A 25,859-nucleotide genomic window follows, 5' to 3' on the forward strand; every position below is an offset into this window, starting at 1 on the left:
CGGAGCGGGTCCCTCCGGGCTGCGCCCGGAGCAAGCGAACCCCCGTGCTGCGCACGGGGGTTGCGCTCCCGCTCCGCGTGAGCGCTGGCGGGTGGCTGCGCCACCCGCGCACCTCGGGTGCTGCGCACCCGAGGTGACGGTCCGTCCGCTGCGCTCCCGGACCGGCGGGACTGCGTCCCGGCCCCCGGCCTCCGTTTCACTCCGTCCGGGGGTCGGCGGGTCCGCTGCGCTCCCCCGCCGGGCTGGCAACGAGAGGACGGGGCTTGCCCGGGCCTTGTATCGGGCTGTCCCAGGCCTTAGGTGATGCGGGGTCAGCGTCTGCGGGCCCAGCCGGAACCGATACCGGCCACATGCAGGGCCAGTGCGGTCAGCCCCAGCAGCATCACATTCGTCGAAGAGAACACATCGTTGGTGCTGAGATCCGCCGCGTTGATCAGAAACGACACGAAGAACAGCACCGCCGCGACTATGCCGAGCATGAAACGAGCTCCTCTCACAAGGGGGTGAAACCCGTATGCCCGAACACCGCCACCACAGACGTAAGACCACCCCGCCTACCGTCAGGCCGTCGGCGGGCCGGGCGACGGCTCGTCCACGGCGTCCAGAGGCCGCTGACAGGGGCTCAGGCGTGCGCGTGGCGAGGGCGTGCCGCCTTGTGTGAGGCAGCGTGATGCGCGGGCCGGCCCGTCCTCGGGACTTCGAGACGCCGCAGGGACAAGCCGGCGGTGACGAGGAGACCGGTGAAGACAGCGAGAAGGAGGACGCACGCCCACATCTGCCGGCTCCCCGGCGCCTGCCAGCCCGTCCACGCGGCACACACCCCCCACAACAGGACACCACCGGCGTAGAAGGAGCGGATACGGTGCAGCTGCCGCACGGCCCGCAGGAACATCACGCGCTCAGTCATCGATGCCATGCCCGGCCGTATACCCCGATGCGCTCCGACCATCAGGAGGTGGAGGACTCTTGCGGACGGGATTTCCCGAGGGCACGCGTACCTGCATCTGCAAGTGATGCAGCATGTACCATTGGCGTAAATCAGGGACACCCGGTGGGAAGCGGTCTGCGTGTTGATCTACGAATACCTACCGCACGAGCTGGCCCGGCTCGGGGTGATCGAGAAAGCCACCGGACTCGATTACCGTCAGACAGCCGCACGGGTACGTCTGGCTCAGGAACGCGCCGCGAGGGCGCGGATGAGCCCGCCCGAACCGCATCACTTGTCTGAACTGCTCATCGCGGAGCTGCGGCGTCTTCAGTGGGAGCGGATCGCCCGCCTCATGGAGAAGGAGCGGATGGCCGCGTACCTGCCCTCCCGTGACGCGCGGGCCGTCCGCTACGAACAGCTGCGCCTGCAGCGGCTGATGACAGACGTGGCCGAAGCGGAGCGGTCAGGCGACGCGGCCCCGGAAATCCGGAGGCACCGCGTCTACCGGATCAATGCCCGACCCGCCACCGGCCCCACCCGCTCCGGCATGCCGGCCCCCACCGTCCACCTGATGGCCGCCACCCCCGGCGAAGCAGCAGCGAAAGCCCAGGCAGTCCACGCAAGAGACGGCGGCCTCTACCAACGCGGCGGATACCACATCGCCTCCGTCGAACAGGCCCTTCCCGAACCCGGAGAACTCTTTTGATCCAGCTCCGAGAACACCAGATGGACCAAAAAATCAGTTTCCGGAAATGGGTGGGATTCCCTGCAAGATCATCTGTGCCCCCGGAAGGGGCCCGGGCAACGATCGTGTCCGCGACCGGCTCGGGCAAGACGATCACCGCCGCCGCGTGCGCGCTGGAGTGCTTCCCAGGCGGGCGGATCCTCGTCACCGTGCCGACCCTGGACCTGCTCGTACAGACCGCCCAGGCGTGGCGCCTGGTGGGTCACCGGGCCCCGATGGTCGCGGTGTGCTCGCTGGAGAACGACCCGGTGCTCGACTCGCTGGGAGTGCGCGCCACCACGAACCCCATCCAGCTGGCCCTGTGGGCGGGGTCCGGGCCGGTGGTCGTGTTCGCCACGTACGCCTCTCTCGTCGACCGTGAGGACATCGACGCACCCGAGGGCCAGCGGAAGGTGCGCGGGCCGCTGGAGGCCGCTCTGGCGGGCGGAGAGCGGCTGTATGGGCAGCGCATGGCGGGCTTCGACCTCGCCATCGTGGACGAAGCCCACGGAGCCGCCGGCGAACTCGGCCGACCGTGGGCAGCGATCCACGACAACCAGCGGATCCCCGCCGACTTCCGGCTCTACCTCACCGCCACCCCACGCATCCTCGCCTCCCCCCGGCCGCAAAGGGGCGCCACCGGCCAGGAGGCGGAGATCGCGTCGATGGGCCAGGACTCCGCCACCTACGGACCGTGGATCGCCGAACTCGGGCTCTCCGAGGCGATCGAGCGCGGGATCCTCGCCGGGTTCGAGATCGACGTCCTGGAAATCCGCGACCCCTCACCCGTCCTCGGGGAGTCCGAGGAAGCACAACGCGGCCGCCGCCTGGCGCTCCTGCAGACAGCGCTCCTGGAACACGCCGCGGCGCACAACCTGCGCACCGTCATGACCTTCCACCAGAAGGTCGAGGAAGCCGCCGCATTCGCCGAGAAGCTCCCCGAGACGGCCACCGAGCTGTACGCAGGCGACGCCACAGGCGAGGACCTGGCCGCCGCGGACCGGCTGCCGAAGTCATCGATCGACGCCGAGTTCTACGAGCTGGAAGCCGGCCGCCACGTACCCCCAGACCGGGTCTGGTCCGCGTGGCTGTGCGGCGACCACCTCGTCACCGAGCGACGCGAAGTCCTGCGCCAATTCGCCAACGGCATCGACGCGGCCGGCCGCCGGGTCCACCGCGCCTTCCTCGCCAGCGTTCGCGTGCTCGGAGAAGGGGTGGACATCACCGGCGAACGGGGTGTGGAGGCCGTCTGCTTCGCCGACACCCGCGGCTCCCAGGTCGAGATCGTCCAGAACATCGGCCGCGCCCTCCGGCTCAACAAAGACGGCTCCACCAAGGTCGCCCGCATCATCGTGCCGGTGTTCCTGGAACCCGGCGAGGACCCGCAGGACATGGTCGCCAGTGCCTCGTTCCGCCCCCTTGTAGCGGTCCTCCAGGGCCTGCGCAGTCATGATGAGCGCCTGGTCGAGCAGCTCGCCTCCCGCGCGCTCACCAGCGGCAAGCGCAAGGTCCACGTCCGGCGTGACGAAGAAGGGCGGATCGTCGAGGCCGGCGGCGGCGAGGGTGACGGTGAGGACCAGGACGGCACCGACGCTGCTGCCGAGTCCGCCCTGCTCCACTTTTCCAGCCCGCGCGACGCCGCGACCATCGCGGCCTTCCTCCGTACGCGGGTCTACCGGCCGGAGTCCCTGGCGTGGCTGGAGGGCTACCAGGCCCTGCTGCGGTGGCGCAGGGAGAACCAGATCACCGGCCTGTACGCCGTCCCGTACGACACCGAGGTCGAGGTCGGCGTCACCAAGGACTTCCCGCTTGGGCGGTGGGTGCACCAGCAGCGCAAGACGCTGCGCGCCGGCGAACTCGATCCGCACCGCAAGGAACTCCTGGACGCGCCCGACGCCGGCATGGTCTGGGAACCCGGCGAAGAAGCCTGGGAAGCCAAACTCGCCGCGCTCCGCTCCTACCGGCGGACCACCGGACACCTCGCACCCCGACAAAACGCCATCTGGGACGACCCGGCCGGCGACCAGCCCGTGCCCATCGGCCAGCACATGGCCAACCTCCGACGCAAAGGCGGTCTCGGGAAGGACCCGAAGCGCGCGCAGGAACGCGCGCAGCAGCTGGCCGCGATCGACCCGGACTGGAACTGCCCGTGGCCGCTCAACTGGCAACGTCACTACCGGGTGCTCGCGGACCTGGTCGACGCCGACGGCCACCTGCCCGACATCGCACCCGGCGTCACCTTCGACGGCGACGACATCGGCCGGTGGCTGGAGCGGCAGAAGCAGCCGGCCACCTGGGCGCAGCTGTCGACCGAGCAGCAGGAGCGACTGTCCAGGCTGGGCATCAAGCCCGCCGAGGCGCCGTCTCCCGCGCCTGCGGCCACGCATGCGACGAAGGGCCCGAGCAAGGCACAGCAGGCCTTCCAGCGCGGCTTGACGGCACTCACACAGTGGGTGGAACGGGAAGGTGCCCACCGGCCTGTGCCCCGCGGCCACGCTGAAGAGATCGCCGTCGACGGCGAGACGGACCCGGTGACCGTCAAGCTGGGCGTATGGGTCTCCAACACCAAGGCCCGGCGCGACAAACTCGACCAGGAGCAACTCGACGCGCTGCGAGAACTGGGCATGGCGTGGGCGTAGCCGGGCTCGACGGCGATTCGCCTGAACTGTCAGCCCAGGACGGTACTTTTGATCACTGCGTGTCCATCCTCTGGCGAGGGGGCCGCACACACGGGCGGGGAGGGCGTCATGGATCCACTTTCACCTGCGGTTCTGGCCAAGGCAGCCGGGCCAGTGGCCAGCCGGCTCAGCATGAGCTTCCTCCAGAAGCTCACTCACGGTCGGCGGGTGGCGCGTGCTGCGGCAAAGAGAGCGGCCGCAGCAGGGGTGCCCGTCAGCGCCAAGTCGCTGCGTCTCTGGCTGTCGCGAGCGGACACTGCACAGCAGTTGCGGCAGTGCACTGAATCCTCCCTCGAACAGGCCGCTCAGCGGCTGATCTACTTGATTCCCGGCCATGATGCCGATCAGCGCCGCCTGGATGCGCTGCGGGTGCTGCACATCGTGATGGAGGAGTACGTACGCTCGGTTTCGCCGCAAGAGGCAGCACTCTTCATCGGTGAGTGGGGGAGGCAATCCGCGCTCGAGGACGGGGGCAAAACCCGGGAGGCAGTCCTCGCTTCCCGCGATGACGTGCTTGGCCGTCTTGATGCCCGTAGCGACTTCGATGCTGCCCTGCGCACCCTCAGTCCGTGGTCGTCGCAGGAAGCAAGGCGGCTGCGTGCTGCCTGGCCGGCCGTGGAGACGGCAGCGGGGCTGCTCACGGAAACGGAGTTTGGACGTGGAGCCATCTTGCAGGGATGGGCCGTCGAGTATCCGACCTGGCTGCAGCAGGCACCGGCGCAGGCGTTCAGCTGGCTTGGTCAGGTGGCGTCCGAGTATGGCGAGCCAGGCGCTTCGCGGGTCTTCTTCGAAGGGTCCCTGCGCGAAGGCGGGCATCCCCGAGACTTCCTGATGGCCCGGGCGGCGTTGCAGGCCGGGTCCGGAACAAATCAGGAGGTACGCCAATATCTCGACGTGCACCAGGACATAGCATCGCCGCTGCTGAGTGCGCTGCGTGACTTCCTCGACGAGGATTGGGCCGGGTGCCTGCGGCAGTTGACCCGGTGGGAGCCGCACAACGCGTTGGCCGGGTCTCTGCGCGTCCAGCTTGAGGCTGAGGCATTGACGCGGGCAGGCCGGGAGGCCGAGGCACTGGCACTGCTTCGGGCGGCCAACCGGGATGGAACGTTCACGGGCATCTCCGTCCGCTTGGCCGCGGCTCTGTTGCAGCACGCCGTGCATGGCCGTACTCCAACCCGGCTGGCTGATGCCCAGGAGGCCCTGACGGTGTCGGTCCGGGCCAGGAACAGCCGCCGCGCCTGGTACGGGGACAGCACCGAAGCGGCCGTTCTGGCCGTGCAGGCGGCCGTGCTGTCTGGAGACTTGGCGATGGCGTGGAGCCTGGCCCAGCCACCGCCGGAGGGGGGTCTGTCAAACAAACGGTGTAACTGGGGTAGTTGGGGCTACTGGCGGGCTGCCGACAGGCGGCCGTCGAAGGTGATGTCGAAGGCGTTCAGCGCGGTCTTCCAGCGCATGGTCCAGCGGGCCTGGCCCCTGCCCGTGGGGTCGAGCGACATGATCGCCATGTAGACGCACTTCAGGGCGGCCTGCTCGTTGGGAAAGTGTCCACGGGCCTTGACCGCCCGGCGGATGCGGGCATTCACCGACTCGATCGCGTTGGTGGTGCAGACGATGCGGCGGATCTCGGTGTCGAACCGCAGGAACGGGGTGAACTCTTCCCAGGCGTTCTCCCACAGCTTCACGATCGCCGGATACTTCCTGCCCCAGGCGTCGGTGAACTCGGCGAACCGCTCCAGGGCGGCCTCCTCGGTCGGCGCCGTGTAGACCGGCTTGAGAAGCCTGGCGATCTTGTCCCAGTCCTGGCGGGCGGCATAGCGGAAGGAGTTCCGCAGCAGGTGCACCACGCAGGTCTGCACGATGGTCCGCGGCCAGACGGTCTCCACCGCCTCAGGCAGGCCCCTGAGCCCGTCGCAGACCAGCATGAGGACGTCGTTCACGCCGCGGTTCTTGATCTCGGTGAGGATGTGCAGCCAGTGCTTGGCGCCCTCGCCGCCGTCACCGGCCCACAGGCCCAGGATCTCCCGCCGGCCCTCGGCGGTGACGGCCAAGGCCACATAGATCGGCCGGTTGGCGACCGCACCGTCGCGGATCTTCACGTGGATGGCGTCGATGAAGACCACCGGATAGACGGTGTCGAGCGGCCTGCTCTGCCACTCGGCCATGCCCTCGAGCACCTTGTCCGTGATCGTGGAGATGGTCTGCCGGGAGACGTCAGCGCCGTAGACCTCGGCCAGGTGGGCCTGCACCTCGCCGGTGGTCAGGCCCTTCGCGGCCAGCGAGATCACCATCTCGTCGACCCCGGTCAGGCGCTTCTGCCGCTTCTTGACGATCTTCGGCTCGAAGGAGCCGTCCCGGTCACGGGGCACGACGATCTCCACCGGCCCCACCTCGGTCAGCACGGTCTTGGAGCGTGTGCCGTTGCGCGAGTTACCGCCGTTCTTGCCCGCCGGATCGTGCTTGTCATAGCCGAGGTGGTCGGTGATCTCGCCCTCCAGGGCGGACTACAGCAACCGCTTGGTCAGCTGCTGCAACAGCCCGCCCTCACCGGTCAACTGCAGGCCCTCGGCCTGGGCCCGGCTCACCAGCTCGTCGATCAGCTGGTCGTCCACGGCCTTCGCCGATGCAGCCACCGCCGACTCGACAGCGTCCTGCTCGGCCACGTTCTCACTGGTCATCGATGCATCTTCCATGATCGGGAGTTACACCGAACGATTTACAGTCCCGCAGACGATGATGAGGATTCTTGAACTTGGGTCTGGGCGGAATTTCGTGACGGTCACGATCGCAGCAGGACGCGGGTGCGGAGGAGCCGGAAGGATCCTCGTCCGTACATCTGCCGCTTGATCGTCTTAAACGGTTGACGTGGCCTTCGACGACTCCGGAGCTGTAGTCGAGCGTCATGCCGGCAACGACGGCGTTCCAGTCCTGGCGCAGGAATCCGGCGAAGCCCCGCACGGGCCCTGGGCCGTCGGTCTCGGCCTTGCGGACCCATTCGGCGAGGAGATGTCCTCGCCGGTCACGGACCAGGCTGGCGAAGACGCGGGCCTGGTCACAGGCGGTGGCAATGTCCGGGCAGGTGATGCGCACCTCGTCGAGCTGGTCTTGTTCCTCACGGCTGAGTCCGTCGCGCGGCCTCATGATCCATGAGGTGATCTTGCGGGCGTGGGGAAGGAGTGTCAACTTAACGGCCGATCTTGGTTGTTGAGGTGGTCAGGGGTTGCTTGGGTTCAGTCGGCCGTCGAAGGCGATCTGGAAGGCGTTCAGCGGCGCCTTCCAGCGCATGGTCCACCTGCGCCGACCCTTGCCGGTCGGGTCGAGGCTCATCAGCGCGAGGTAGACGCATTTGAGGGCGGCGACTTCGGTCGGGAAGTGGCCGCGAGCCCGCACGGCCTTGCGGATGCGGGCGTTGACCGACTCGATGGCATTCGTCGAGCAGCCGGATACTTCTTTCCCCAGACCTCTGTGAACTCCAAGAACCGTTCCTCGGCCGCCTCGGCCGTAGGCGCGGTGTAGACGGGCCGGAGGGCCTTGGCGAGTTTGTCCCAGTCCTGGCGGGCCGCGTAATGGAACGAGTTGCGCAGGAGGTGGACGATGCAAGTCTGGACAATCGTTCGAGGCCAGACGGTCTCCACCGCGTCGGGCAGGCCCTTCAGCCCATCGCAGACCAGCATCAGCACGTCCTCGAGGCCACGGTTCTTCAACTCGGTGAACACCTGCAGCCAGTACTTCGCTCCCTCGCCGCCGTCGCCGGCCCAGATCCCGAGGATGTCCCGCTCGCCCTCCATGGTGACCGCCATGACTAGGTAGATCGGCCGGTTGGCGACCTGCTGGTCGCGGATCTTCACGTTGATCGCGTCGACGAACAGGACCGGGTAGACGCGGTCCAGCGGGCGGCTCCGCTAGGCGGCCATGCCGTCCATGACCTGGTCGGTGATGGTGGAGATGGTCTGCTTGGACACCTCGGCGCCGTAGACCTCGGCCAGGTGGGCGGAGATCTCGCCGTGTGTGAGCCCCTTCGCGGACAGCGACAGCACCATCTCATCGACGCCGGTCAGCCGCCGCTGCCGTTTCTTGACGATCTGCGGCTCGAACGTGCCTGAGGTGTCCCGCGGGACCTTGACCTCGACCGGCCCGACGTCGGTCAGCACGGTCTTGGCCCGGCTTCCGTTGCGGGAGTTGCCGCTGCCCCGGCCGGCCGCATCGTGTTTCTCGTAGCCGAGGTGATCGGTGATCTCACCTTCGAGGGCAGATTCCAAGACCCGCTTGGTCAGTTGCTGCAGCAGCCCACCCTGCCCGGTCAGATGCAGCCCCTCCGACCGGGCCGCTCCACCAGCATCGCGACCAGCTGCTCGTCGGACACGGGCGCAGGCTGCCCCAACTGGGCACTCTCGACAGGCTCCACGGTCTCCAACTCCACGGCGGCGTCCGTCACTTGACGTCTCTCCCATGATCGCCGGATCCGCCGTTAGATTTACACTCCCGCGAGGCAAGATTTCGAGATCCCGTTCCCGTTGTGACCTCCTGGCGACCTGGTCGCGAGCGGGGGTCAAGAGCGCAGACTGTACCAGTCCAGGAATGTCAGGATGATGATCAGCCCCGCTATGACTGCGATGACAACGGCGGGAATGAACGTGCCGATGAGGGCGAACATCCCCCCGAGGGGGAGTAGGCCCACCAGGAGAAAGAGGAACCAGCCCAGACGTACGGATTTCGCCTTGCGGCCGATGCGGATACAGGACAAACCAACTGCGCTGACCCACATCGGGACGATAATCGGGGAGAACGCAGCCAAAGTCATGGCTATTCCTGTATTCACGGTTGCTCCGTTCCTATGGGAAGAGGCCCGTCAGCGGCTGCTCGGCGGGCCTCTTTATCTCATTCTATGATCCGGTAAGTTACTTACGGAGTGACGTTGGCGTCGAAGGTAGTCAGGGGCAGGTCACAGTGCCGGACCTCGGTGGGACGTTCCCCCGGGCCGTCGCCGACATACGGGACGGGGGCTGCGATGGCCCAAGGATTGCCGCCGGAGCCTCGTGCGTTGGTGTCGCATGTGCCGTAGGCGTGGCCGTAGCCGACGGGCAGGTTGGAGAAGTCGCGCCAATCCCCGGCGTGTACGCGTGAGGTGCTGGGGTGGCCTTCGTTGTCGGTCATGTAGTCGTCGACGTATACGTACAGGTCAGGCATGTACGACTGGTACACGAGGCTGTAGCCGGGGTCCATGTCGCTGTCAGCGGCAGCGTGGAACGGCTTCACCGACCCGTCGGTGCAGAATTGGGCGGCGATGTCCTGCCAGATCGGCGGAGCGTCACCGATCATGGACCCGAAGGCGTTGTTGCTGCCGTCGTTCTTGAAGATCAGCGAGTAGATGTCTCCCGCCAGGGAACGGACGGCGGAGTTGGTGGCGGGGCTGGCGTTGATCTTGTCCACCCAGGCCTTGACGTTGTCGTTGATGTACTGGTGGGCGACCATCGGCCGGTAGCCGTGGACGCCGCCTCCGACGGCGCGGACGTCCACGCAGGTGTCCTCGGGGTTGACACGAGCTGCGCGCAGGTGGGGGAAGTATGCCTGGCCGGGGGTGTCGCCGTCGGTGTAGGGGTGGGCGACTTGGTCCCGGCCGTAGACGAGGGCGTCCTTCGTGAGGTAGTCGATATCCGGCTTGGCAATGCCGTAGTCGGCTTCCACGGCTTTCATGAAGTTGGTGACGAAGAACGGTAGGTGAGCATTGCCTACGCGGACGTCGTACCCAGAGGATTCACTACCCTCGATGATCTTGCCCGTGGTGTTGTCGACGATGTAGGACACGTCCACCTGCGACTTGATCTTGTAGCTGTTGGAGTCCTTGAATGCCTCCGACGCGGGCAGGCTGGGGTTGGGACGGGGGTTGGCCATCGCCATCCATACCGGGATGGACATGCTCGGTGCGGATCCGTCGTTGCTGTTGCCGTCGAGTCCCCCTTCCTTGATCTGCTGCCACCACTGATTTGCAGCGTCCCACGTCTTCTGTCCTGAACAGTTCACGTCCGGTGTCGCGGTAGGGCACCGCGGGAACCACGACACGCCGTTCGCCGTCTCGTCTCGGTTGTCCCAGCGTGGGCCCTGGTAGGCGTGCCCGCGCGCCCAGTCGTAGAGCGTCTGTCGGGTGCGCAGCGGAGTGTTCAGTTCCGATGGCATGTTGGAGTCGAGGTTCTGTGCCGGGTCGAAGACCGAGGCCGCCGTCAGGGTGCGGTGGACGAACGTGCCATTCACAGGCTGGAACGCGACGGCGCTGTAGGCAATGTCCTGGTCGCCGGAGCCATCCGGTGTGGAGTTCGACAGGCTCACGCTCGGGGTCGAGGTGAACTTGTAGGCTCCCAGGGACACCCACTTGCCGTTGTTGCCGTCCTGGTCGACTTCGCGCTTATAGGGTCCACCGAGGGCGCCGTCGATTGTGTAGTACGCGAGCTTGGTCTGTGCGCCGGTGTCGGGAACGTACACCCACACCCGGGCCAGCTCCATGTTCTCGCCGAGAGTCCAGGTGCCGTTGACGGTCATGCGTCCGCCGTCGCCGCCGAGATGCTCCCCATCACGCGTGTGGGCGTACCAGAAATGGCCACCGTAGCCGCCGCCGATCTGGTGCAGGTCCGCCTTCGCGTCGTACTGCCCCAAGCCTGGTCCGGTCGCGTACGGATCTGGGTAGAAGGTGAACTGGAACGAGCCGTCCGTTGCGGTGGCGCCGCAGTCGCTCCAGGTGTCGGTTCCTGCCGGCACGGACTCGACAACCTTTGCGCCCGAGGGTGCTCCAGAGCAGACGGGTGTGCCGTACTGGAGGCGGTATCCCCGTCCGGGCTCGTTGACCAGGGTTTGGTACTTAATGCTTTCGAAGCCGCAGGTGGTGGCACAGTCGGACTTCCAGGTGGCGTTGGGCGCGTTCCACCAGTACTGGGTGTAACAGGCGGCGTCCGGGCAGTGGGGCGGGTTGGCGGTGTCGCAGTTGTTCTTGGTGTTGCAAAACGTGTCGAGCGGCGGCGTGTTGTGTGCCCGGTTGTACTTCGCGCTACCCGGGACGGTGTAGAGGTCGGCAGTGCCGTTCCAGTAGGCGGGGCGGAAGCCGGCGGAGGAGAAGCCGGACTCGCCTGGCCAGTCCTGTCGGCCGGAGGTGGCGTAGGAGTGGCCGGTGTCGATGGACCAGGCGGACCAGCCCATCACCTTCTCCTCGTAGGGCCACTGCTGAGGCTTGGCGGCGTCCTTGGCGGCCGACGGGTCGACGTCGGTATTCATGAACGCGTTGCGGGAGGCGGGATAGACGGGGTTGGCGGGGTTGTTGTACCAGCCAAGGCCCCAGTTGCCGTTGGTAGCCGCGTCCGCTTTCTTGTTGAAGCCGAGGTTGTAGTTCCACGCGGCGGTGAACCAGTTCTCGGGCTTGGCCGGGTCGTCGTTGTTCACAGCGATCGTCTGGCCGGCCTGGTGGACCTCGTTCCACTTGTCGGCGAGGATGTACAGCGACGCGGCGATGTTGGTGGCGTAGTCGATGGCGATCGCGCGCTGCGTGCTCGGGTCGCGGGACGTCTCGCCCGGCTTCTCGTATCCGGCCTTGCGCATGCCGTCGGTGACCTGGCCGACACCGTAGCCGCAGTCGGACTTGTCCCAGTTGATGGCCCAGTAGTCGGCGAGGGTGCCGCCGCTCTGGTGTCCGTAGTAGCCGTCGACGGCCGCAAGCGGGCTGCCCATCTGCCCGGGGATGGCACCGGATTCAGCCTGCCAGAGGTTGGATTCCTGGGCGAGGATGCCCAGCTCGACCTGTGCGGGAATGCGTCCCCCGGTGTTCAGTTTCGGGGCGGGGAAAAGCCCTTGCGGGTCGATGGTGGAGAGCCCGGTCTGCGAGCGCCAGCCGCCCTGGGTGAGGTAGCCGGAGTGCAGGTCGTTGCGGACGGCCATGTCCACAGCCCATTCGACCTGGTTGGGGGTGGGCTGGAGGGCCTGGGTCTTGGTGTCGTTGCGGGGCACGGAACACCAGGCGTCGGTGTCGACCGCATCGTGCGCCCTGGGATCGTCGGCATCCGCGGTCATCATGCTCATCGTCGACATTTGCGGCTTCGAGGAGCCGGTCAGTGCCGGCGAAGCCGTGCCGCCCGCGGTGGTGCCGGGTTCGGCGGCATTCTGCTTCGTGTGCTGACCGGTGCCCGGAACCGTGCCGGTGATGGTCAGGGCATGACTGATGCGGCCGGGCGTCGTCTCGGCTGACGGTTCCTTGCTCGCGGTCTTGTTGAAGCCACGCCCGGCGTTCGCGATGTTGTCGATGCCCGCTTGCACGGCCGGAGAGACCACCGGGTCGACGGCCAAACGTCCACGGGTGGAGACGTCCGCGTCGGGTGAGACGTGCAGGGGCTTGATGCCGCTGGCTGTGAAGCCGTTGCCCTGGTTGGCCTTGCCGGTGAGGTAAACCGTGCCGTCAGTGCCCTGGCGCAGGTTCATCGCGGTGAGCTTGCCGCTCGCGACGGTCGTCTTCTTGCCGTGCGCGTAGGTCTGTATGTTGGCCTCGGTGTCGCCTGTGCGGTCGATGTAGCTGACCGTGCCGTCACCGGTCACACGGATGCCGTACGGGGCGTGCTTCGTGGCGGCGAGCTCGGCGGTCTTGCCCTTGCGGTCGACGTGGACGAGCCGGTTTCCGGCGGCTGCAATCACGCCGTCCTTGGTGGGCACGGCCGAGGTGATCTCGCCCTTCGCAGTGGTGTCCGCGACGGTGGTGCCCTTGGTGTTCACCGTGACCAGGCGCGTCTTGGTGTCCCGGAGCGCTGTGAAGACGGCGGTGTGCGTGGCCGGGTTGCACGTCGGATCGAAGTAGGCCAGCGATGCGGTGAAGGGCAGCTTGGTGACGCTGCCGTCATCGAGGTTCACGATCGCCGTGAACGCACCGCCCATCATCAGGTCCGGCTTGTTGGTGAAGGTGCGAGGTGCGTACGCGACGGCCGCATGATGGTCGTCCATGACGCACTGGTTGCCGATCCATGTATCGGCCGGAAGCTGAGGCTCACTCAGGACGGCGGCCGTCTTCCAGGTATAGGCGCTCTTGCTGTCGGCCACGAGGAGGTGCAGTCCGTCGCTGTCGGCGACGGCGGTCACGGCCCGGTCGACGGATGACTTCCAGCCCTTACCGAGCTTCTTGTCTGGCTGCGTGACTTGACTGGACGATGCTGGCTTTGCATGACGCGGTGCCGATTTGACGGGCGGAGCCGCAAGGGCTGTGGTGGATTGTATGAGGGTGCCGGTCAGCGCTGCGCAGGTCGCCAGGGCGACCCAGCGCGCGCGTGTTCGTGCTGTGGGTCTCAAGAGAGATTCTTCCCGTTTCTCGATGAGGTTCCCGTGCCCTTTTGGGCACGACTCGGCCCGCCTGCGGCCCTCGCGAGGTTCCGAGGGCCGGGCGGAAGCTCTCTTTGGGGAGGATCAACCGGTGGCGTCGAGGACCGCCCGGACGACGGCCTTGGCGGTCTCCGGCTGGTGTGACGTCTCCGGAGCGGTGACAGCGACGGCTAGGTCGCCGCGGTAGGCGGTGAACCAGCCCATGATGGGTTGGTCACTGTCGGCGAACTGGTCGGCGACTCCACCGAACGCGGCATCGTTGACCCCGCAGGCCTCGGCGTACGCACGCATCAGCGTCCGCAGCCCGTCCGCGACACGGCTGGGCAGGGCGCGGTGGGTCTGGGCCGGGGCTTTCCCGCTGATCTTCGGATCGACGAAGAGGGGCTGTCTGAAGGATCCGCTCTGGATGGTTGCCGTGAGCGAGGCGAGGTTCAGCGTGTTGAGGCGGACCTCGCCACGTCCGATGGCAGCGGCGGCTTGGTCGGCGCCGTCGAGTTCGGGTACGGCGCCGTCGGCGGTGGTGAGGCCGGTGTGCCAGTCAAGACCCAGGCCGAATACGTCACGAGCCTCAGAGACAAGGTCGTGGCCGGTCAGTTTGCCGGCGAGCCGGACGAAGCCGGTGTCGCAGGCGTGGGTGAACACGTCGGTGAACGTGGCGTCCCGCGCACTGAAGTTGTCGGGATTGGTGAAGGTCTGACCGCCGTAGGCGGCACTGGCGGGACAGCCGACAGGCGTGGCGGGGGTAACGGTGCCCTGGTCCAGGAGGGCTGCGGTGGTGACCAGTTCGAAGACCTGACCCGGAGCCTGTACGCCCTCCAATGTGGGGTCGGAGTCAGTGCCGGTGGTGCGGGCGGCCAGCACGTCGCCGGTGCTGGGGCGGATGACCACCACGGATGCGCCCGGATACTTGGAGGCCGCCGTGTCCACGGCCTGCTGCACGACGGCGTCCAGCCGCGTGGGGACCTGCGCTCTCTTTCCCCCCTTCAGGGTGGCGACGATGCGTCCGCCGCCGCCGTCGCCTGCGGAGGAGAGCCGTATGCCCAGGGCCCCTTGGCCTGTGTCGGCGTAGCGCTTTTGCAGTTGCGTCAGAATCTGTCTCAGGCCTGGGTGGTCGTGGGTGGTCAGCCGTCTGCCGTGGCGGTCGGTGGTGACGGCGGTACCTGAACCGGAGAACGGTTGCAGGGTGTAGCCTCCGCCGTCGGGCAGGGCCGGGTTGATCACTTCACTGTGCCAGGAGACACGAGGGCGGCCGGTGGAGTCGTCCCTGACCACGGACAGCGTGGAGGTGTACTTCCAGGTTGCGTGGCTGCCGAAGTACGAGAGCCGGGCCGTGGCTTTGAAGGGCACGGTGTCACCGCTGGTGCTCTCGGGGGCAAGTGAAAGCGAGGTGACACCGGTCGTGTCTCGGTAGGCGGCCAGCTCGGTCCGGGCCTGGCTGGGGTTCGTGGTCAGCCGGGCGGCTTTGTCCAGGTCACCCTTCTGCCACGCGGACAGGAACGCGTGAGCGGTGCCGGTCACCTCATCCGATGCGGGGGTGTCCTTGTGGACGTCGCAGGCGGCCGTGCCGCACAGGAGGGCGGCCGAAAGTATCAAGGCAGTGATGGGGCGGCGATGGATGCGCATCGGCTTCCTTGAGTGGGGGGAGGGCGCGGGTCAGCGGCGGAGGGCTTCTACAGGCTGGATGCGGGCGGCTCGCCAGGCCGGATACAGCCCCGCCAGCAGTCCGGTGGCCAGACCGATCAACGGGGCGGCGATCACCGTGTCGGGTTGCACGACCGGGGTCCAGTCCCGGACGGTGGCGACACCTACCACCGCCAGGACACCGAGAGAGGTGCCGATCAGCCCACCGAGCGTGCCCAATACCGCTGACTCGGTGAGGAATTGAGTGAGGATGTGCCGGGCGCGTGCCCCGAGGGCGCGGCGCAGTCCGATCTCGCCGGTGCGTTCCATGACGGCCACGAGTGTGGTGTTGGTGATGCCGACCGCACCGATGACCAGGCACACGCAGGCCAGGAGCAGGAACAGCTGGCCGAGGTCATGGTTCACGCCGCTGCGCAGACCCCTTGGGTCGGGCGGCGGCACGGCTTCCAGGTATTCGGGATGGTCGGGGCGCAGCGCGGTGGGGGCCTCGCGGGCCACTTGCTGGGCGGCTCCCACCCGGGTGGAGACGAGCATGTCGGCTCCGTCCTTGGGCGGCCCCCACAGTGCCTGGGCCGTGGTGCGGGGGACGATGACCGAGAGCAGCAGGTCGGCTCTGCGGTGTACGTCGCCGAGGATGCCGATGACGGTGAACGCCTGGTCGCCGATGAAGATCGCGGGCTGGGTGTCCAGGGTGGTGATGCCGAGTTTGTTCGCCATGCCGACGCCGATCAGGGCGACGTGTTGTCGGGTGCGGTCGTGCCAGCGGTCGAACAGCCGGCCCTGGCGCAGTTCGGGTTCTGCGGCCTCGACTGCGCCTGAGGATGCGGCCACGACCTGGATCTGGCTGCTGACGCCGGTGTCGGCTATGGGCGCGGAGCGCACCTGCTCGCCCTTGCCGAGCTGCACCGGCCACAGCACGCCGGCGTGCTCGACCCCGTTGAGGTGTTCCACTCGTTGGTCGGCGTTGTCGGGGAAGGCGAGCGGTTCGAAGTCCGTGTGCTCGCGGGCGACGTCGTGCACGGTGACCTCGGTGGCGGTCAGCCGGGAGAAGCGGCCGTCGATCTGCGAGGTCGCCGTGGCCGTCAGGCCGAGGACGGCGACGAACGCCCCGACGCCCAGAACGGTGCCCAAGGCCGTCAGCGCGGCCCGGGCCGGCCGCTGCAGGACGCCCGCGGTCGACTCCGACACCGCGTCGCGCCAGTGGAACCGGGACTTCTCCGCCGTGCCCTCACCTGAGTGGACGAGCCGGCGTCGCAGGGACAGAAGGGTGGCGGACCTCATGACGGCATCACTGCCGACTCGCTGAGGACCCCGTCACGGATGTGCAGGGTCCGGGTGCCGCGTCGGGCGACCACCGGGTCGTGGGTGATGACGACGACGGTGACCCCGCCCGCGTTCAGTTCCTCCAGCAGGTCGAGGACCTGGGCGGCAGTGGCGGTGTCCAGGTTGCCGGTCGGCTCGTCGCACAGCAACAGGGAGGGCCGGCCCACCAGGGCGCGGGCGATGGCGACGCGCTGCCGCTCGCCCCCCGACAAGGTGGTGGGAAGCGCGTGCAGGCGGTGGCCGAGCCCTACCCTCTGAAGCGCCTCACGGGCACGCCCGGCCCGCTCACTGCGGGACACCCTTTGGTAGACGAGGGCGAGTTGCACGTTCTCCAGCGCACTGCGGTGCGGCAGCAGATGGAAGGCCTGGAAGACGAACCCGACCCGTCGGCCGCGCAGCGCCGATCGTGCGGGATCGTCCAGACGGCCGGTGTCGATCCCGTCGAGGAGGTAACGGCCGTCGGTCGGCGAATCCAGCAGGCCCACGATGTTCAGGAACGTCGACTTCCCGGACCCCGACGGGCCGACGACCGTGACGAAGTCCCCCTGATGAACACTCAGGTCACAGGGAAGAAGCGCCGCGACTGGTGGGGGGCCCGGGTAGGTGAGCGCCGTTTGCCGGAGTGTGATCACTGGTGCCGTCACTGGGGACCGCCGATGCCGGTGATGACCTTCTCACCCATGCCCAGCCGCGCTCCCTGTACCGGGCGGACCTCCACGTATCCGTCGCCGGAAGCGCCGGTGACGACGGGCACGCGGCGACGGCGGTCACCGGCTTCGGCAACGGTCACCGTGGTGGAGCCGTCGGCGCCCGCGGAGATGGCGGTCACGGGAACAACGAGGACCTTGCTGCTGGTAGCGGCGGTCTGGATGGTCAGCCGTACGTCCTGTCCGGCCAGCGACACGGGGAGCGCCGTATCCGGTGCCACGGTCACGGCAAAGCCCTGGGAGGTGTCGTCGGCCGAAGGGGAGCGCCCGTCTTGGGCCTGGTCGCCGGCCGGGGGGTGCGTGACGGTTTGCGCCACGGACCGCACGGTGGCCTTGGCCGTAGTGCCGTCGAGTTCCGACAGGATCTGGACCTGCTGCCCAGGCCGTACGAGGGTGTGCTGCCCGCGGGAGAGGAAGCCCTGCACGACAAGCCGACCGGCCGAGACCGTCATCACCGTACCGGTTACCTGGCTGCCGACACCGGCCGCTACGTCATCCACCCGCGCGGGGAAACCCTTCACATACACCACTTCGGAACTGGGCAGCATGGGGCCGCTCTTGGCCTTGGCGGCGGCAAGTTTCTGCTCGGCCCTCTGCAGGTCCTCACGCGCGCGGCTCACCTCCACCGACCGGTCGCCGTTCGCGCCGTCGGCCCCGGTCTTGCCGTCCGGGCCTGCGGCGGTGTCGCTGCGTCCGCCGGACTGAACGTCCTGCAGGTGGCGGCGGGCTTCGGTCACCGCGTCCTGTGCACTCGCCACCGTGTCCTCGCTGTCCGGGACGGCGGGCAGCGGATCGTAACCCAGGCTGCGGTACAGGGCATTCAGCGCCGACTTGGTGCCCGGTCCGAAGAACCCGGTACGGTCGCCCGACACCGGGTGCCCCGCGCCCGCCAGCGCCTTCTGCAGCTGAGCGACGTCGTCGCCCTCCGTGCCCGGCTTGAGGTCCCGGTAGACCGGCAGCGCTCCCTGCAGAGCGATAACGGGACGGCCGGATACCTCGAGCAGGGAGCGACCGGGGCGGAAGGTATCCCCCGCCCGCACATTGACCTTCGTGATCACCGGTGAGCCGGCGCCTTCTCCTCCCGAGCCCGACGGTGCGATCTGCACGGTCTGCGAGGCGGCCACCGTGCCACGAATGATCACCGAGTCCCGCAGCACACGCCGCTCCACAGAAGCAGTCAGAACGCTGGGCTGCGGAGGCGCCGTGTCGGCGGCAGCCTGCGCAGGTGACTTGATGACCTGGGACGCCCCGAGCCCGAGGCCGGACACGACGATGGCCGAGACCACCGCAATACTCAGGACCCGACGACGCCGGGCCAGCCCTCGACCGGCGGACGACGAGTCGTCGTCCGCCTCCGTCGCGCTGTTCGGTGCCTCAGCCACGAAGCGCCGCCTCAGCGGCCTTGACCGCCCTGGAGTTCTTCTCCTTCAACTGCTGCAGGGCGAGCTGGTTCTGCTCGACCTGCCGCTGCTGAATCGCCGCGTCGACGCCGTGCCAGATACGCACCAGATCCGTCTTCTTCTTGCAGTCGATGTCCGTCAGGGCGACAGTGATTTCCTCCTGCGACGCAGTTCCACTGCTGCTGTGGGGAGCAAGATCGACTGCCGCGTACGGATCGGCCACCGTATATCCCTTGGACTTCATGCATGCCGACCACGCCGTCAGGGCCTTCTGCACCCGGGGGTCCTCCTGCGACTTCACCAGGCTGTCGTGATCCAGATGGGACGGCAGCGTGAAGTCGATGCGGGCCCCGAGGCTGTCGAACGCCTCCTGCTGGCAGCCACCCTCGGGGACTTTTTTGCCCTGGTATGTAGACGGTGCCTTCTCCGCCCGCGGGTTCAGTGCCGTGCGCCCGGTCAGCACGGCGATTCCCGCAGGGGACAGCTTCGGGGGCTGCGGATGCTCCGTGGAGTCCGGCGGCAGCTCGTACCCGTACTTGGCGGACGTCGCGGGATCGCTGATGCCGTACCGCCGCGGCATGTTCGAGTCGTCCGCGTTCGGCGGCGGGTCCACACCCGCCAGCGGGAACGTGACCGTGAACCCGTAACGGGCCATGCACTGCGTCTCCAGGCTCCGGGCCGCACGCTCGATCACAACCGAGTCCTGGTACGTCTGCATGTACTGCTGCAGCGGCAGCGTCATCCCCTTGACCAGCCCCGAGTCCACGACTGCCTTTGGCCACTTCGAAGTGTCGACCCCGGCCGCGGACGGCCCGCTGGGCGTGGCGCTCGGCGACGAGGGCGCAGACGGCGGCGACGAACAGGATGTCAGCACGACAGCCGCGCCGACCGCGGCCAGGGCCGCGAGCCGGCGCGCCCGCGCCCGCTTATGCGAAGTGGGAAGAGGCATTGTTGTTCTTCAGCGTGGAGTCGAGGTTGGTGCTGGATCCGCAGCCGTAGTAGTGCGGGATGGACTGCGAGTGCCCGAGGTAACCGGTGTTGTAGTACACGCGGTATCCGTTGTCGGTGGAGCAGTTGTTGGCCGAGGCCGCGTTGTTCTTCACATGCTGGCCCGACCCATCACCCTCGCCCGAGGCGAAGACGAACACGTACCGGTAGAAGACGTCCGTACCCCTGGCCGGCACGTCCTCATAGTCCTGGCTGTAGACGTCTCCATAAAATGAGGCGAAGCTGCCCGACGGGTTACCTTCCCCGGACGTGGAAACCGAGTGGTAATTCATGAACAGGTCACCCTCGGTACAGCCATCGATGACACAGTTGTCACTGATGTACTTCGTGCCGATGATGTCCGCGGACGCTGAACCAGACCCGAACAGAACAGCCGATCCAGCGGTCGCCAGCGCAGCAGCGACGACACCGAACTTTCTGAGACGCATAAGCCCCCCTCATGTCAAAACAGGACATGCGGGGGCCAAGGTGATGAACACAAAAAGCACTTCCCCCGCTTTAATCCGCGTCTACAACCACGAACATGACTGGTCTAGTCCACTGTGGACGCGCCTGATCATTAGACACGGAACACACAGGCCCCACAAGGCTCCTTCACATCCGTAAGGAGGCCGGGACTCCACTTCCACGACTCTTGGCCCCTGGCCGACGGTTCATCAAATCTCGTCAAGCGAAGGGAAGTTGACGGACAGGACCGGCACGGCGGCTCTACTTGCAGTTCGGTAAGAAACTGGTGAAGTCTTGACTGTGCCTATGATTTTCTTTGGTGAATCCAGGAGGCGAGCTGGCGCTGACGAAACGATCAGACGCCCACACCTTCAGCAAGGAGCGCACCAGCTCCTGGCAGAGCCGTCGCACCTGGTGCGCCGACGGTGCCACGGTGGCTAAGGCTCAGCCGGTCACCGCGGACCTGACCCGGACGTGATCGCGGCGGCCGTCGACAGGCTGATGCCGGCGGCGGCGTCGTGCAGGCCTCCCGATCCCCCATCACCGCCGTCGCTGCCGGCCGCGTCCTCGCCGCGCTCGGAGCAGCGGCATACCAGGGCCACCGCCGGCCAGCGGGACCGTCATGAGGGAGGACCCACCAGCGCTCCCGTGACCCAGGAGGCTGCGGAAACGGCCGTGCACACAGCCGCGATCCTGGTCCACTGGATCTCTAATGGCAGCATCCGGAAGAAGTAGGCCGGCGCCACCTGCTTACGAGTCGAGCGGCTGACCTGTCCAAGGCCATCCTCGGGGGCTTTTGGCGCGGTATCAGATCGTGGCGGTGGAGCTGCGGGACGAGCGCCTGACGCCGGAGCGGCTGTACGGCGAGGACCGGCACGCCGAGGAGGTGCGGGGGGAGCGGCTGGCGGTGCTGCAGGCCGCGTTGCTTGAGACCATGGCCGCACACGGTCTCTCGCGGTGTATCACCTTCCACCACCGCACCATCGAGGCGCGCGCCTTCGCCGAGGGCCTGCGGCGCGTGGCGCGGCGGCTGCACGCCGAGGACGCCGAACGGCACCCCAAGACGGTGTGGGCGAACTGGCTCTCAGGCGAGCACGAACCCGACGTACGGGCGGAGAGGCTGGCGCGGTTCGGGCGCGGGCCGGGCGGGCGATCCTGTCGAACTGCCGGGTCCTGGGCGAAGGAGTCGACGTGCCCACGGTCGACTCCGTCGCGCTGATCGACCCCAAAGGGTCCGCGGTCGACATCATGCAGGCGATCGGTAGGGCCCTGCGACAGAAACCCCATCAGGGCAAACTCGCGACGCTGATCGTGCCGGTTTTCCTCAGGCCCGACGAGACCGGGGAGGACATCCCGTATTCGGACTCATACCGGCCTTTGATCAAAGTCCTCTCCGGGCTTCGGGCGCATGACGAGCGGGCCGTGGAAATGCTCGCCATCCCGCAAGAAGGATTGCACCGGACTCCGGCTGATCCGTCGTACCTCGGTGAGGAACCCGAGGACGGTGAAGAGGAGCAGCGAGTGCTGCTCAGGTTCGGCACCCACCGCGACCCCGCCCTGATCGCCCGGCTGGTCCGCTACAACCTGATCGAGCCCGAGCACGCCAACTGGAAGGCCGGCCACCAGGCCGCCGTCGCGTTCCGCCGACGCACCGGGCACCTGGCCGTGCCCTACGAACACCGGGAGCTGATGCCGGGCGGGCACTCCTTCCCGCTGGGAAGGTGGCTGGCCGACCAGCGGCGCAGCATGCAGGCCGGCACGCTCGCATCCGAGCGGGCAGAAGACCTCGAGGAACTCGGGATGATCTGGGACCCGAGCGAGGAGGCGTGGGAGGAAAACCTCGCAGCCGCGCGCGCGTACTACGCCGAGACCGGCACGCTGGCTGCTCCGGTCACCGCGACCGCGCTGGACAAGCCGGTCGGGCAGTGGCTGGCCAACTGCCGCAAACCGGACGGTCTCGGCAAGGACGAGGAACGGGCGAAACGGCGCGCGGAGCAGCTCGCGCAGATCGATCCCGACTGGCGGCCCGCATGGCCCATCGACTGGCAACGCAACTATGCCGCCCTGGCACGACTGCTGGCACTCGGCGCCGAGCTGGACGAGATCGTGCCCGGCGTGACCGCCGGCGGGACGGATGTGGGGCGGTGGCTTGAACGGCAACGCCAGCACGTCGTCTGGGAAGGCCTCACACCCGGGCAACGCCAGCGCCTGACCGTCCTCGGCATCACCCCCCTGCTCCCCCAGCAGAAACCGCCCGCGCCGGCCCCCAGGAACAGCTCTGCCGCCTTCGAGCGCGGGTGTGCAGCCCCTCGCACAGTACCGGGCGCGAACGGGCACGGTAGGGCCGGTCAGCCGCACCCACACCGAGACCCTCCCCGACGGCAGTACGGTCCGCCTCGGGGTGTTCCTCTCCAACACCAAAACCCGGCGAGCCAAGCTGAGCACCGAGCAACTGGAGCGGCTGGCTGCGCTCGGACTGCAATGGGCGACCCCGGCCGCGGAGTAGGAGTTCTGCGCGGCTGCGGTCCGTCCGGGAATCGCACCCCCGAGCGGCCCGCAGCGCGCTCGGGTAAGAGCCACACTGGGCTCAGCCCCAGGTCTTGCCGGCCGGTTCCTTGATGGTGCGGTTGATCCGGTTGAAGAAGTTGGTCAGCGCGATCTCCAGGTTGATCGCGCCGATCTGCTCCTCGGTGAAGTGGGCGTTGACCTCTTCCCAGATCTCGTCGGTGACGCCCGGCGCACCGTCCTGCAGCCGCGTGGCGGCCTCGGCCAGCGCCAGTGCCGCCCGTTCCGCGTCGGTGAAGAACGGCGCCTCACGCCACGCCGCTACGTTGTGCAGCCGCTCGTCGGTGTCACCGGCCTTCTTCCCCCCGGCGACACTGGCGTACACGCACGCCGAACAGCTGTTGATCTGGCTGGCGCGCAGGTGGACCAGCGCGAGCAGCTTCGGGTCGACACCGCCGGAGGCGATCGCCTTCTGCAGGTGCTGGATCGCGGTCCACACCTCGGGGTTGTTCGTGTTCTTGTTCTTGAGCCGGTTTTCCATGGGGGTGCTCTCCTTCGACGGGTTACGTTGCAGCGCCGGTGCGCGTCATGCCTATGACGGAGCAGCTTCCACGGAGGTAACACCATGGCCGGCACCCATCCCACGGACCCGATCGCCGATGCCTTCGAGTCCCACCGTGACCGGCTCCGCGCCGTCGCCTACCGCATGCTCGGATCACACGCCGACGCCGAAGACGTGGTCCAAGAAGCGTGGCTGCGTCTGTCCCGCCAGGACACCGACACCATCGACAACCTCGGCGGCTGGCTGACCACCGTGGTCGGCCGCATCAGCCTCGACGTCCTGCGGTCGGGCCGAACCCGCCCCGAAGTCTCCTTCGACGACCAGCTACCCGAATTCACCGTGACGCTCGACGACGCTCCCGCCCCGGAAGACCTCGCAGCACTCGGCGACTCCGTGGGCCTCGCCCTCCTCACAGTCCTCGACTCGCTGCGCCCTGACGAACGACTGGCGTTCGTGCTGCACGACGTGTTCGCCGTGCCCTTCGCGGAGATCGGCACCATTCTCGGCAAATCCGCCGACGCGACCAAAATGCTCGCCAGCCGCGCCCGCAGGAAAGTACAGGCTGCCCAGCAGCCGGCAAGCGACGCACGAGGACAACGCGAGGTGGCGCAAGCCTTCCTTGCCGCGGCCCGCGACGGCCGGTTCGAGCAGCTGCTGCAGGTCCTCCACCCCGAAGTGAAGTTCACCGTCCACACCCCGAACGGCATGTTCGTCACGCTCGGAGCCACCGAAGTCGCCACCCGCGCCCGAGTGGCCGGCAGCGCCGCACGAGGACACGCGGCGATCGTCAACGGCCGCCCCGGCGTCATCTCCTGGAGCGAGAACGGCACCCCGCTGTCCCTCCTCGTCTTCACCGTCGCCGACGGCCACATCACCGAGATCACCGCTGTGGTCGACCCGGCCAAACTCGCGCTCATGGACCTTCCGGACCCGGTGTGACTCCCTACCGGCCAAGGCCGCGCGTACTCGAAGCAGCCCGCGCCTGGTCCGCCGAGACGTTGAACTCAGCCTCTGAGAAAACCTCAGTGCCTTGCCGTGGCTGCAGACGATGATGAGGATTCTTGAACTTGGTTCTGGCCGCGATTCCGTGAATGATCTCGGAGTCGCTTGACCCGGCGTGGCTCATCCAGAGCCACCTGGTTGGATGACCGCATGACGGATTGGTCGACACTCACCGACGCGTGCGGCTCCGCGGAACACGTGCCTGGCCTCCTAGACCGGTTCGAGGCCGATCCGAGCGGTGTGTGGTCCGAGCTGATGGACCACCTGTGCCCGCAGTTGGACACCGCCTTCACCGCCAGCTTCGCAGCACTTCCGCGATTGGCCGAGATCGCGAATTCGGGTAGCCCGGAGACTCTGGGCTCGGTGCTGCTTGCGGCGGGAGCAATCGCTGCCTGTTCGCCGGGGCGGGCCGAGCCTGGCAGCCCCCTGACGGTCTTCGCGGATCCGATTGCGGTTCTGCACGAGCTCACCGATCGCCGCCTGAGCCAGACGGCCGAGGCCGAGGAGTACGTGAACCTGCTGCAGGCCCTGCTCTCCTTCGAGGGCGTCGAGATCTGGGACCGCTCCCTGGACGGCCTGCAAGCCGGGGAGTACGAGGTCGACTGCCCCGACTGTGGCGTCAACATGTTCGTGGTGATCGGGCAAGACGAATCCTTCTGCTGCACTGACGACTACGCGCTTCAAGAAGTGCAGAAGTCGCCCCTCTATCCGGCACGAGTGCAGGAGCTGGCAGGGCTGCCGAAGAGGCTGTTCACGCGGACCTCGGCGGACGGCCAAGAGGGCCTGGCTCATGGCGTCCGCTACCTGTTCGGACGGGCCGCCTGCCCGGACTGCGGGACCGACTTCTCGGTGGCCGAGCGTGTGGTGGCGGGCTGGATTCCGTGACCGGCCCGAAGCTATGTATGAGCGAGGATTCGAGTCCGTAGTAGTCGGAAGCCGGCCCGCCCGTACATGGCTCGCTTGATCGTTTTCACGCGAATTGACATGGCCTTCGACCTTGCCAGAGCTCCATTCGTGGGTGAGGCCGGCGGTGACAGCGTCGAAGTCCTGGCGGAGGAACGCGGCGAACTTTGCGACAGGGAGAACGTCGGACTATTCGGCCTGGCGGATCCAGGCAGGCAGCAGCTGGCCTCGGCGGTTGCGGACGAGGTCAGTGAAGGCCCGGGCGAGGTCGCAGGCCCGCGCGATGTCTGGGCACGCGAGGCGGGCCTGATCGAGGTGCTCGACCTCCTGGGTGCTGAGGCGCTCGCGGGGCCTCAGCACCCAGGAGGTGATCCGGCGCGGACTCGGGATTCGGCTACTCGACGCTTTCCGCCAGTGCGGCCGGGGCCGTGCCAGCTTTCAGGGTTCGCAGGTAAGGCGTGACATCCCCGACGCCATGCTGTACCACCGGCGCGGCCCGGCCGGCAGCGTGCAAGACCGGCCCTCGCGGCGTGATCAAGAACCCTTGCAGCCTTCCTGACTAGAGGCGGCGTGCCGCAACAACCGCTGAACTGGTCGGCGTTGTGAGCACTTCGGTGGCCTCCAGGGCTGGATGAGTGAGGTAGAACAGGCGGAGCTCATCCACTTCGCCGCCGAAACGAGGCGGCCAATGGGGC

Annotated in this window: 19 protein-coding genes and 4 pseudogenes; 7 read left to right on the forward strand and 16 right to left on the reverse strand. The window is 67.6% G+C overall.

Annotated features, from left to right (window positions below):
- Nucleotides 1-311 precede the first annotated feature (311 nt).
- The gene (locus tag ACGFZN_RS39325; protein ID WP_199808327.1) at nucleotides 312-479 is read right to left on the reverse strand and encodes a hypothetical protein; all 168 of its coding nucleotides are present in this window, start codon (nucleotides 477-479) and stop codon (nucleotides 312-314) included.
- Nucleotides 480-622: 143 nt separating this feature from the next.
- Entirely contained in the window at nucleotides 623-916 is a 294-nt protein-coding gene (locus tag ACGFZN_RS39330) for a hypothetical protein (protein ID WP_393863296.1), read from the reverse strand.
- Between the two features lie 151 nt (nucleotides 917-1,067).
- Here ACGFZN_RS39330 and ACGFZN_RS39335 point away from each other — a divergent pair, with 151 nt between their 5' ends.
- Both ACGFZN_RS39335 and ACGFZN_RS39340 read left to right on the forward strand, forming a co-directional pair.
- The gene (locus ACGFZN_RS39335) at nucleotides 1,068-1,634 is read left to right on the forward strand and encodes a hypothetical protein (RefSeq protein ID WP_393863297.1); all 567 of its coding nucleotides are present in this window, start codon (nucleotides 1,068-1,070) and stop codon (nucleotides 1,632-1,634) included.
- Nucleotides 1,635-1,654: 20 nt separating this feature from the next.
- Nucleotides 1,655-4,291, forward strand: a complete 2,637-nt coding sequence (locus ACGFZN_RS39340; protein WP_393863298.1) for a Helicase associated domain protein — start codon at nucleotides 1,655-1,657, stop codon at nucleotides 4,289-4,291.
- Between the two features lie 1,421 nt (nucleotides 4,292-5,712).
- Here ACGFZN_RS39340 and ACGFZN_RS39345 read toward each other — a convergent pair.
- From ACGFZN_RS39345 to ACGFZN_RS39395, 11 genes and pseudogenes are all read right to left on the reverse strand, one after another.
- Nucleotides 5,713-7,005 (reverse strand): annotated as a pseudogene (locus tag ACGFZN_RS39345) (IS256 family transposase).
- A complete protein-coding gene (locus ACGFZN_RS39350; RefSeq protein ID WP_393863299.1) occupies nucleotides 6,995-7,468 on the reverse strand; it encodes a hypothetical protein in 474 nt (157 codons plus the stop codon). Before ACGFZN_RS39350 ends, ACGFZN_RS39345 begins: the two are co-directional and overlap by 11 nt.
- A gap of 72 nt (nucleotides 7,469-7,540) precedes the next feature.
- Nucleotides 7,541-8,676, reverse strand: a pseudogene (locus tag ACGFZN_RS39355) (IS256 family transposase); the annotation flags it as partial.
- Between the two features lie 200 nt (nucleotides 8,677-8,876).
- Complete coding sequence (locus ACGFZN_RS39360) at nucleotides 8,877-9,146, reverse strand: hypothetical protein (RefSeq protein WP_393863300.1); 270 nt, start codon at nucleotides 9,144-9,146, stop codon at nucleotides 8,877-8,879.
- A gap of 83 nt (nucleotides 9,147-9,229) precedes the next feature.
- Nucleotides 9,230-13,429: a hypothetical protein gene (locus ACGFZN_RS39365; RefSeq protein WP_393863301.1), complete on the reverse strand. Its 4,200-nt coding sequence runs from the start codon at nucleotides 13,427-13,429 to the stop codon at nucleotides 9,230-9,232.
- A 321-nt stretch (nucleotides 13,430-13,750) separates the two neighbouring features.
- The gene (locus ACGFZN_RS39370) at nucleotides 13,751-15,289 is read right to left on the reverse strand and encodes a penicillin-binding transpeptidase domain-containing protein (RefSeq protein WP_393863302.1); all 1,539 of its coding nucleotides are present in this window, start codon (nucleotides 15,287-15,289) and stop codon (nucleotides 13,751-13,753) included.
- Nucleotides 15,290-15,319: 30 nt separating this feature from the next.
- Nucleotides 15,320-16,588 (reverse strand): ABC transporter permease, encoded by a 1,269-nt coding sequence (locus ACGFZN_RS39375; RefSeq protein WP_393863303.1) that lies wholly within the window; start codon nucleotides 16,586-16,588, stop codon nucleotides 15,320-15,322.
- Nucleotides 16,585-17,274: an ABC transporter ATP-binding protein gene (locus tag ACGFZN_RS39380; RefSeq protein ID WP_366780650.1), complete on the reverse strand. Its 690-nt coding sequence runs from the start codon at nucleotides 17,272-17,274 to the stop codon at nucleotides 16,585-16,587. The genes ACGFZN_RS39375 and ACGFZN_RS39380 overlap by 4 nt, the downstream gene beginning before the upstream one ends.
- Nucleotides 17,271-18,719 (reverse strand): peptidoglycan-binding protein, encoded by a 1,449-nt coding sequence (locus ACGFZN_RS39385; protein ID WP_393863304.1) that lies wholly within the window; start codon nucleotides 18,717-18,719, stop codon nucleotides 17,271-17,273. Before ACGFZN_RS39385 ends, ACGFZN_RS39380 begins: the two co-directional genes overlap by 4 nt.
- Complete coding sequence (locus tag ACGFZN_RS39390) at nucleotides 18,712-19,479, reverse strand: hypothetical protein (protein WP_393863305.1); 768 nt, start codon at nucleotides 19,477-19,479, stop codon at nucleotides 18,712-18,714. Before ACGFZN_RS39390 ends, ACGFZN_RS39385 begins: the two co-directional genes overlap by 8 nt.
- 184 nt (nucleotides 19,480-19,663) lie before the next feature.
- Nucleotides 19,664-20,017: a hypothetical protein gene (locus ACGFZN_RS39395; protein ID WP_366780647.1), complete on the reverse strand. Its 354-nt coding sequence runs from the start codon at nucleotides 20,015-20,017 to the stop codon at nucleotides 19,664-19,666.
- A gap of 494 nt (nucleotides 20,018-20,511) precedes the next feature.
- Here ACGFZN_RS39395 and ACGFZN_RS39400 point away from each other — a divergent pair, with 494 nt between their 5' ends.
- The 3 genes from ACGFZN_RS39400 to ACGFZN_RS39410 all read left to right on the forward strand — a co-directional run bounded on the left by ACGFZN_RS39400 (nucleotide 20,512) and on the right by ACGFZN_RS39410 (nucleotide 22,811).
- Nucleotides 20,512-20,670: a hypothetical protein gene (locus ACGFZN_RS39400; RefSeq protein ID WP_393863306.1), complete on the forward strand. Its 159-nt coding sequence runs from the start codon at nucleotides 20,512-20,514 to the stop codon at nucleotides 20,668-20,670.
- Nucleotides 20,671-20,988: 318 nt separating this feature from the next.
- A complete protein-coding gene (locus ACGFZN_RS39405) occupies nucleotides 20,989-21,411 on the forward strand; it encodes a hypothetical protein (protein WP_393863307.1) in 423 nt (140 codons plus the stop codon).
- Nucleotides 21,384-22,811, forward strand: a complete 1,428-nt coding sequence (locus tag ACGFZN_RS39410; protein WP_393863308.1) for a Helicase associated domain protein — start codon at nucleotides 21,384-21,386, stop codon at nucleotides 22,809-22,811. Before ACGFZN_RS39405 ends, ACGFZN_RS39410 begins: the two co-directional genes overlap by 28 nt.
- Here ACGFZN_RS39410 and ACGFZN_RS39415 read toward each other — a convergent pair.
- Nucleotides 22,780-23,238, reverse strand: coding sequence for a carboxymuconolactone decarboxylase family protein (locus ACGFZN_RS39415; RefSeq protein ID WP_393863309.1), 459 nt, complete (start codon nucleotides 23,236-23,238; stop codon nucleotides 22,780-22,782). The genes ACGFZN_RS39410 and ACGFZN_RS39415 overlap by 32 nt on opposite strands.
- 84 nt (nucleotides 23,239-23,322) lie before the next feature.
- Here ACGFZN_RS39415 and ACGFZN_RS39420 point away from each other — a divergent pair, with 84 nt between their 5' ends.
- A complete protein-coding gene (locus ACGFZN_RS39420) occupies nucleotides 23,323-24,198 on the forward strand; it encodes a sigma-70 family RNA polymerase sigma factor (protein ID WP_393863310.1) in 876 nt (291 codons plus the stop codon).
- A 213-nt stretch (nucleotides 24,199-24,411) separates the two neighbouring features.
- Nucleotides 24,412-25,146, forward strand: coding sequence for a hypothetical protein (locus tag ACGFZN_RS39425; RefSeq protein WP_393863311.1), 735 nt, complete (start codon nucleotides 24,412-24,414; stop codon nucleotides 25,144-25,146).
- Nucleotides 25,147-25,157: 11 nt separating this feature from the next.
- Here the strand turns inward: ACGFZN_RS39425 and ACGFZN_RS39430 are convergent.
- Nucleotides 25,158-25,323, reverse strand: a pseudogene (locus tag ACGFZN_RS39430) (transposase); the annotation flags it as partial.
- 400 nt (nucleotides 25,324-25,723) lie between these two features.
- Nucleotides 25,724-25,859 (reverse strand): annotated as a pseudogene (locus ACGFZN_RS39435) (transferase); the annotation flags it as partial.

The organism is Streptomyces sp. NPDC048192, from assembly GCF_043202415.1.
GTDB lineage: Bacteria > Actinomycetota > Actinomycetes > Streptomycetales > Streptomycetaceae > Streptomyces.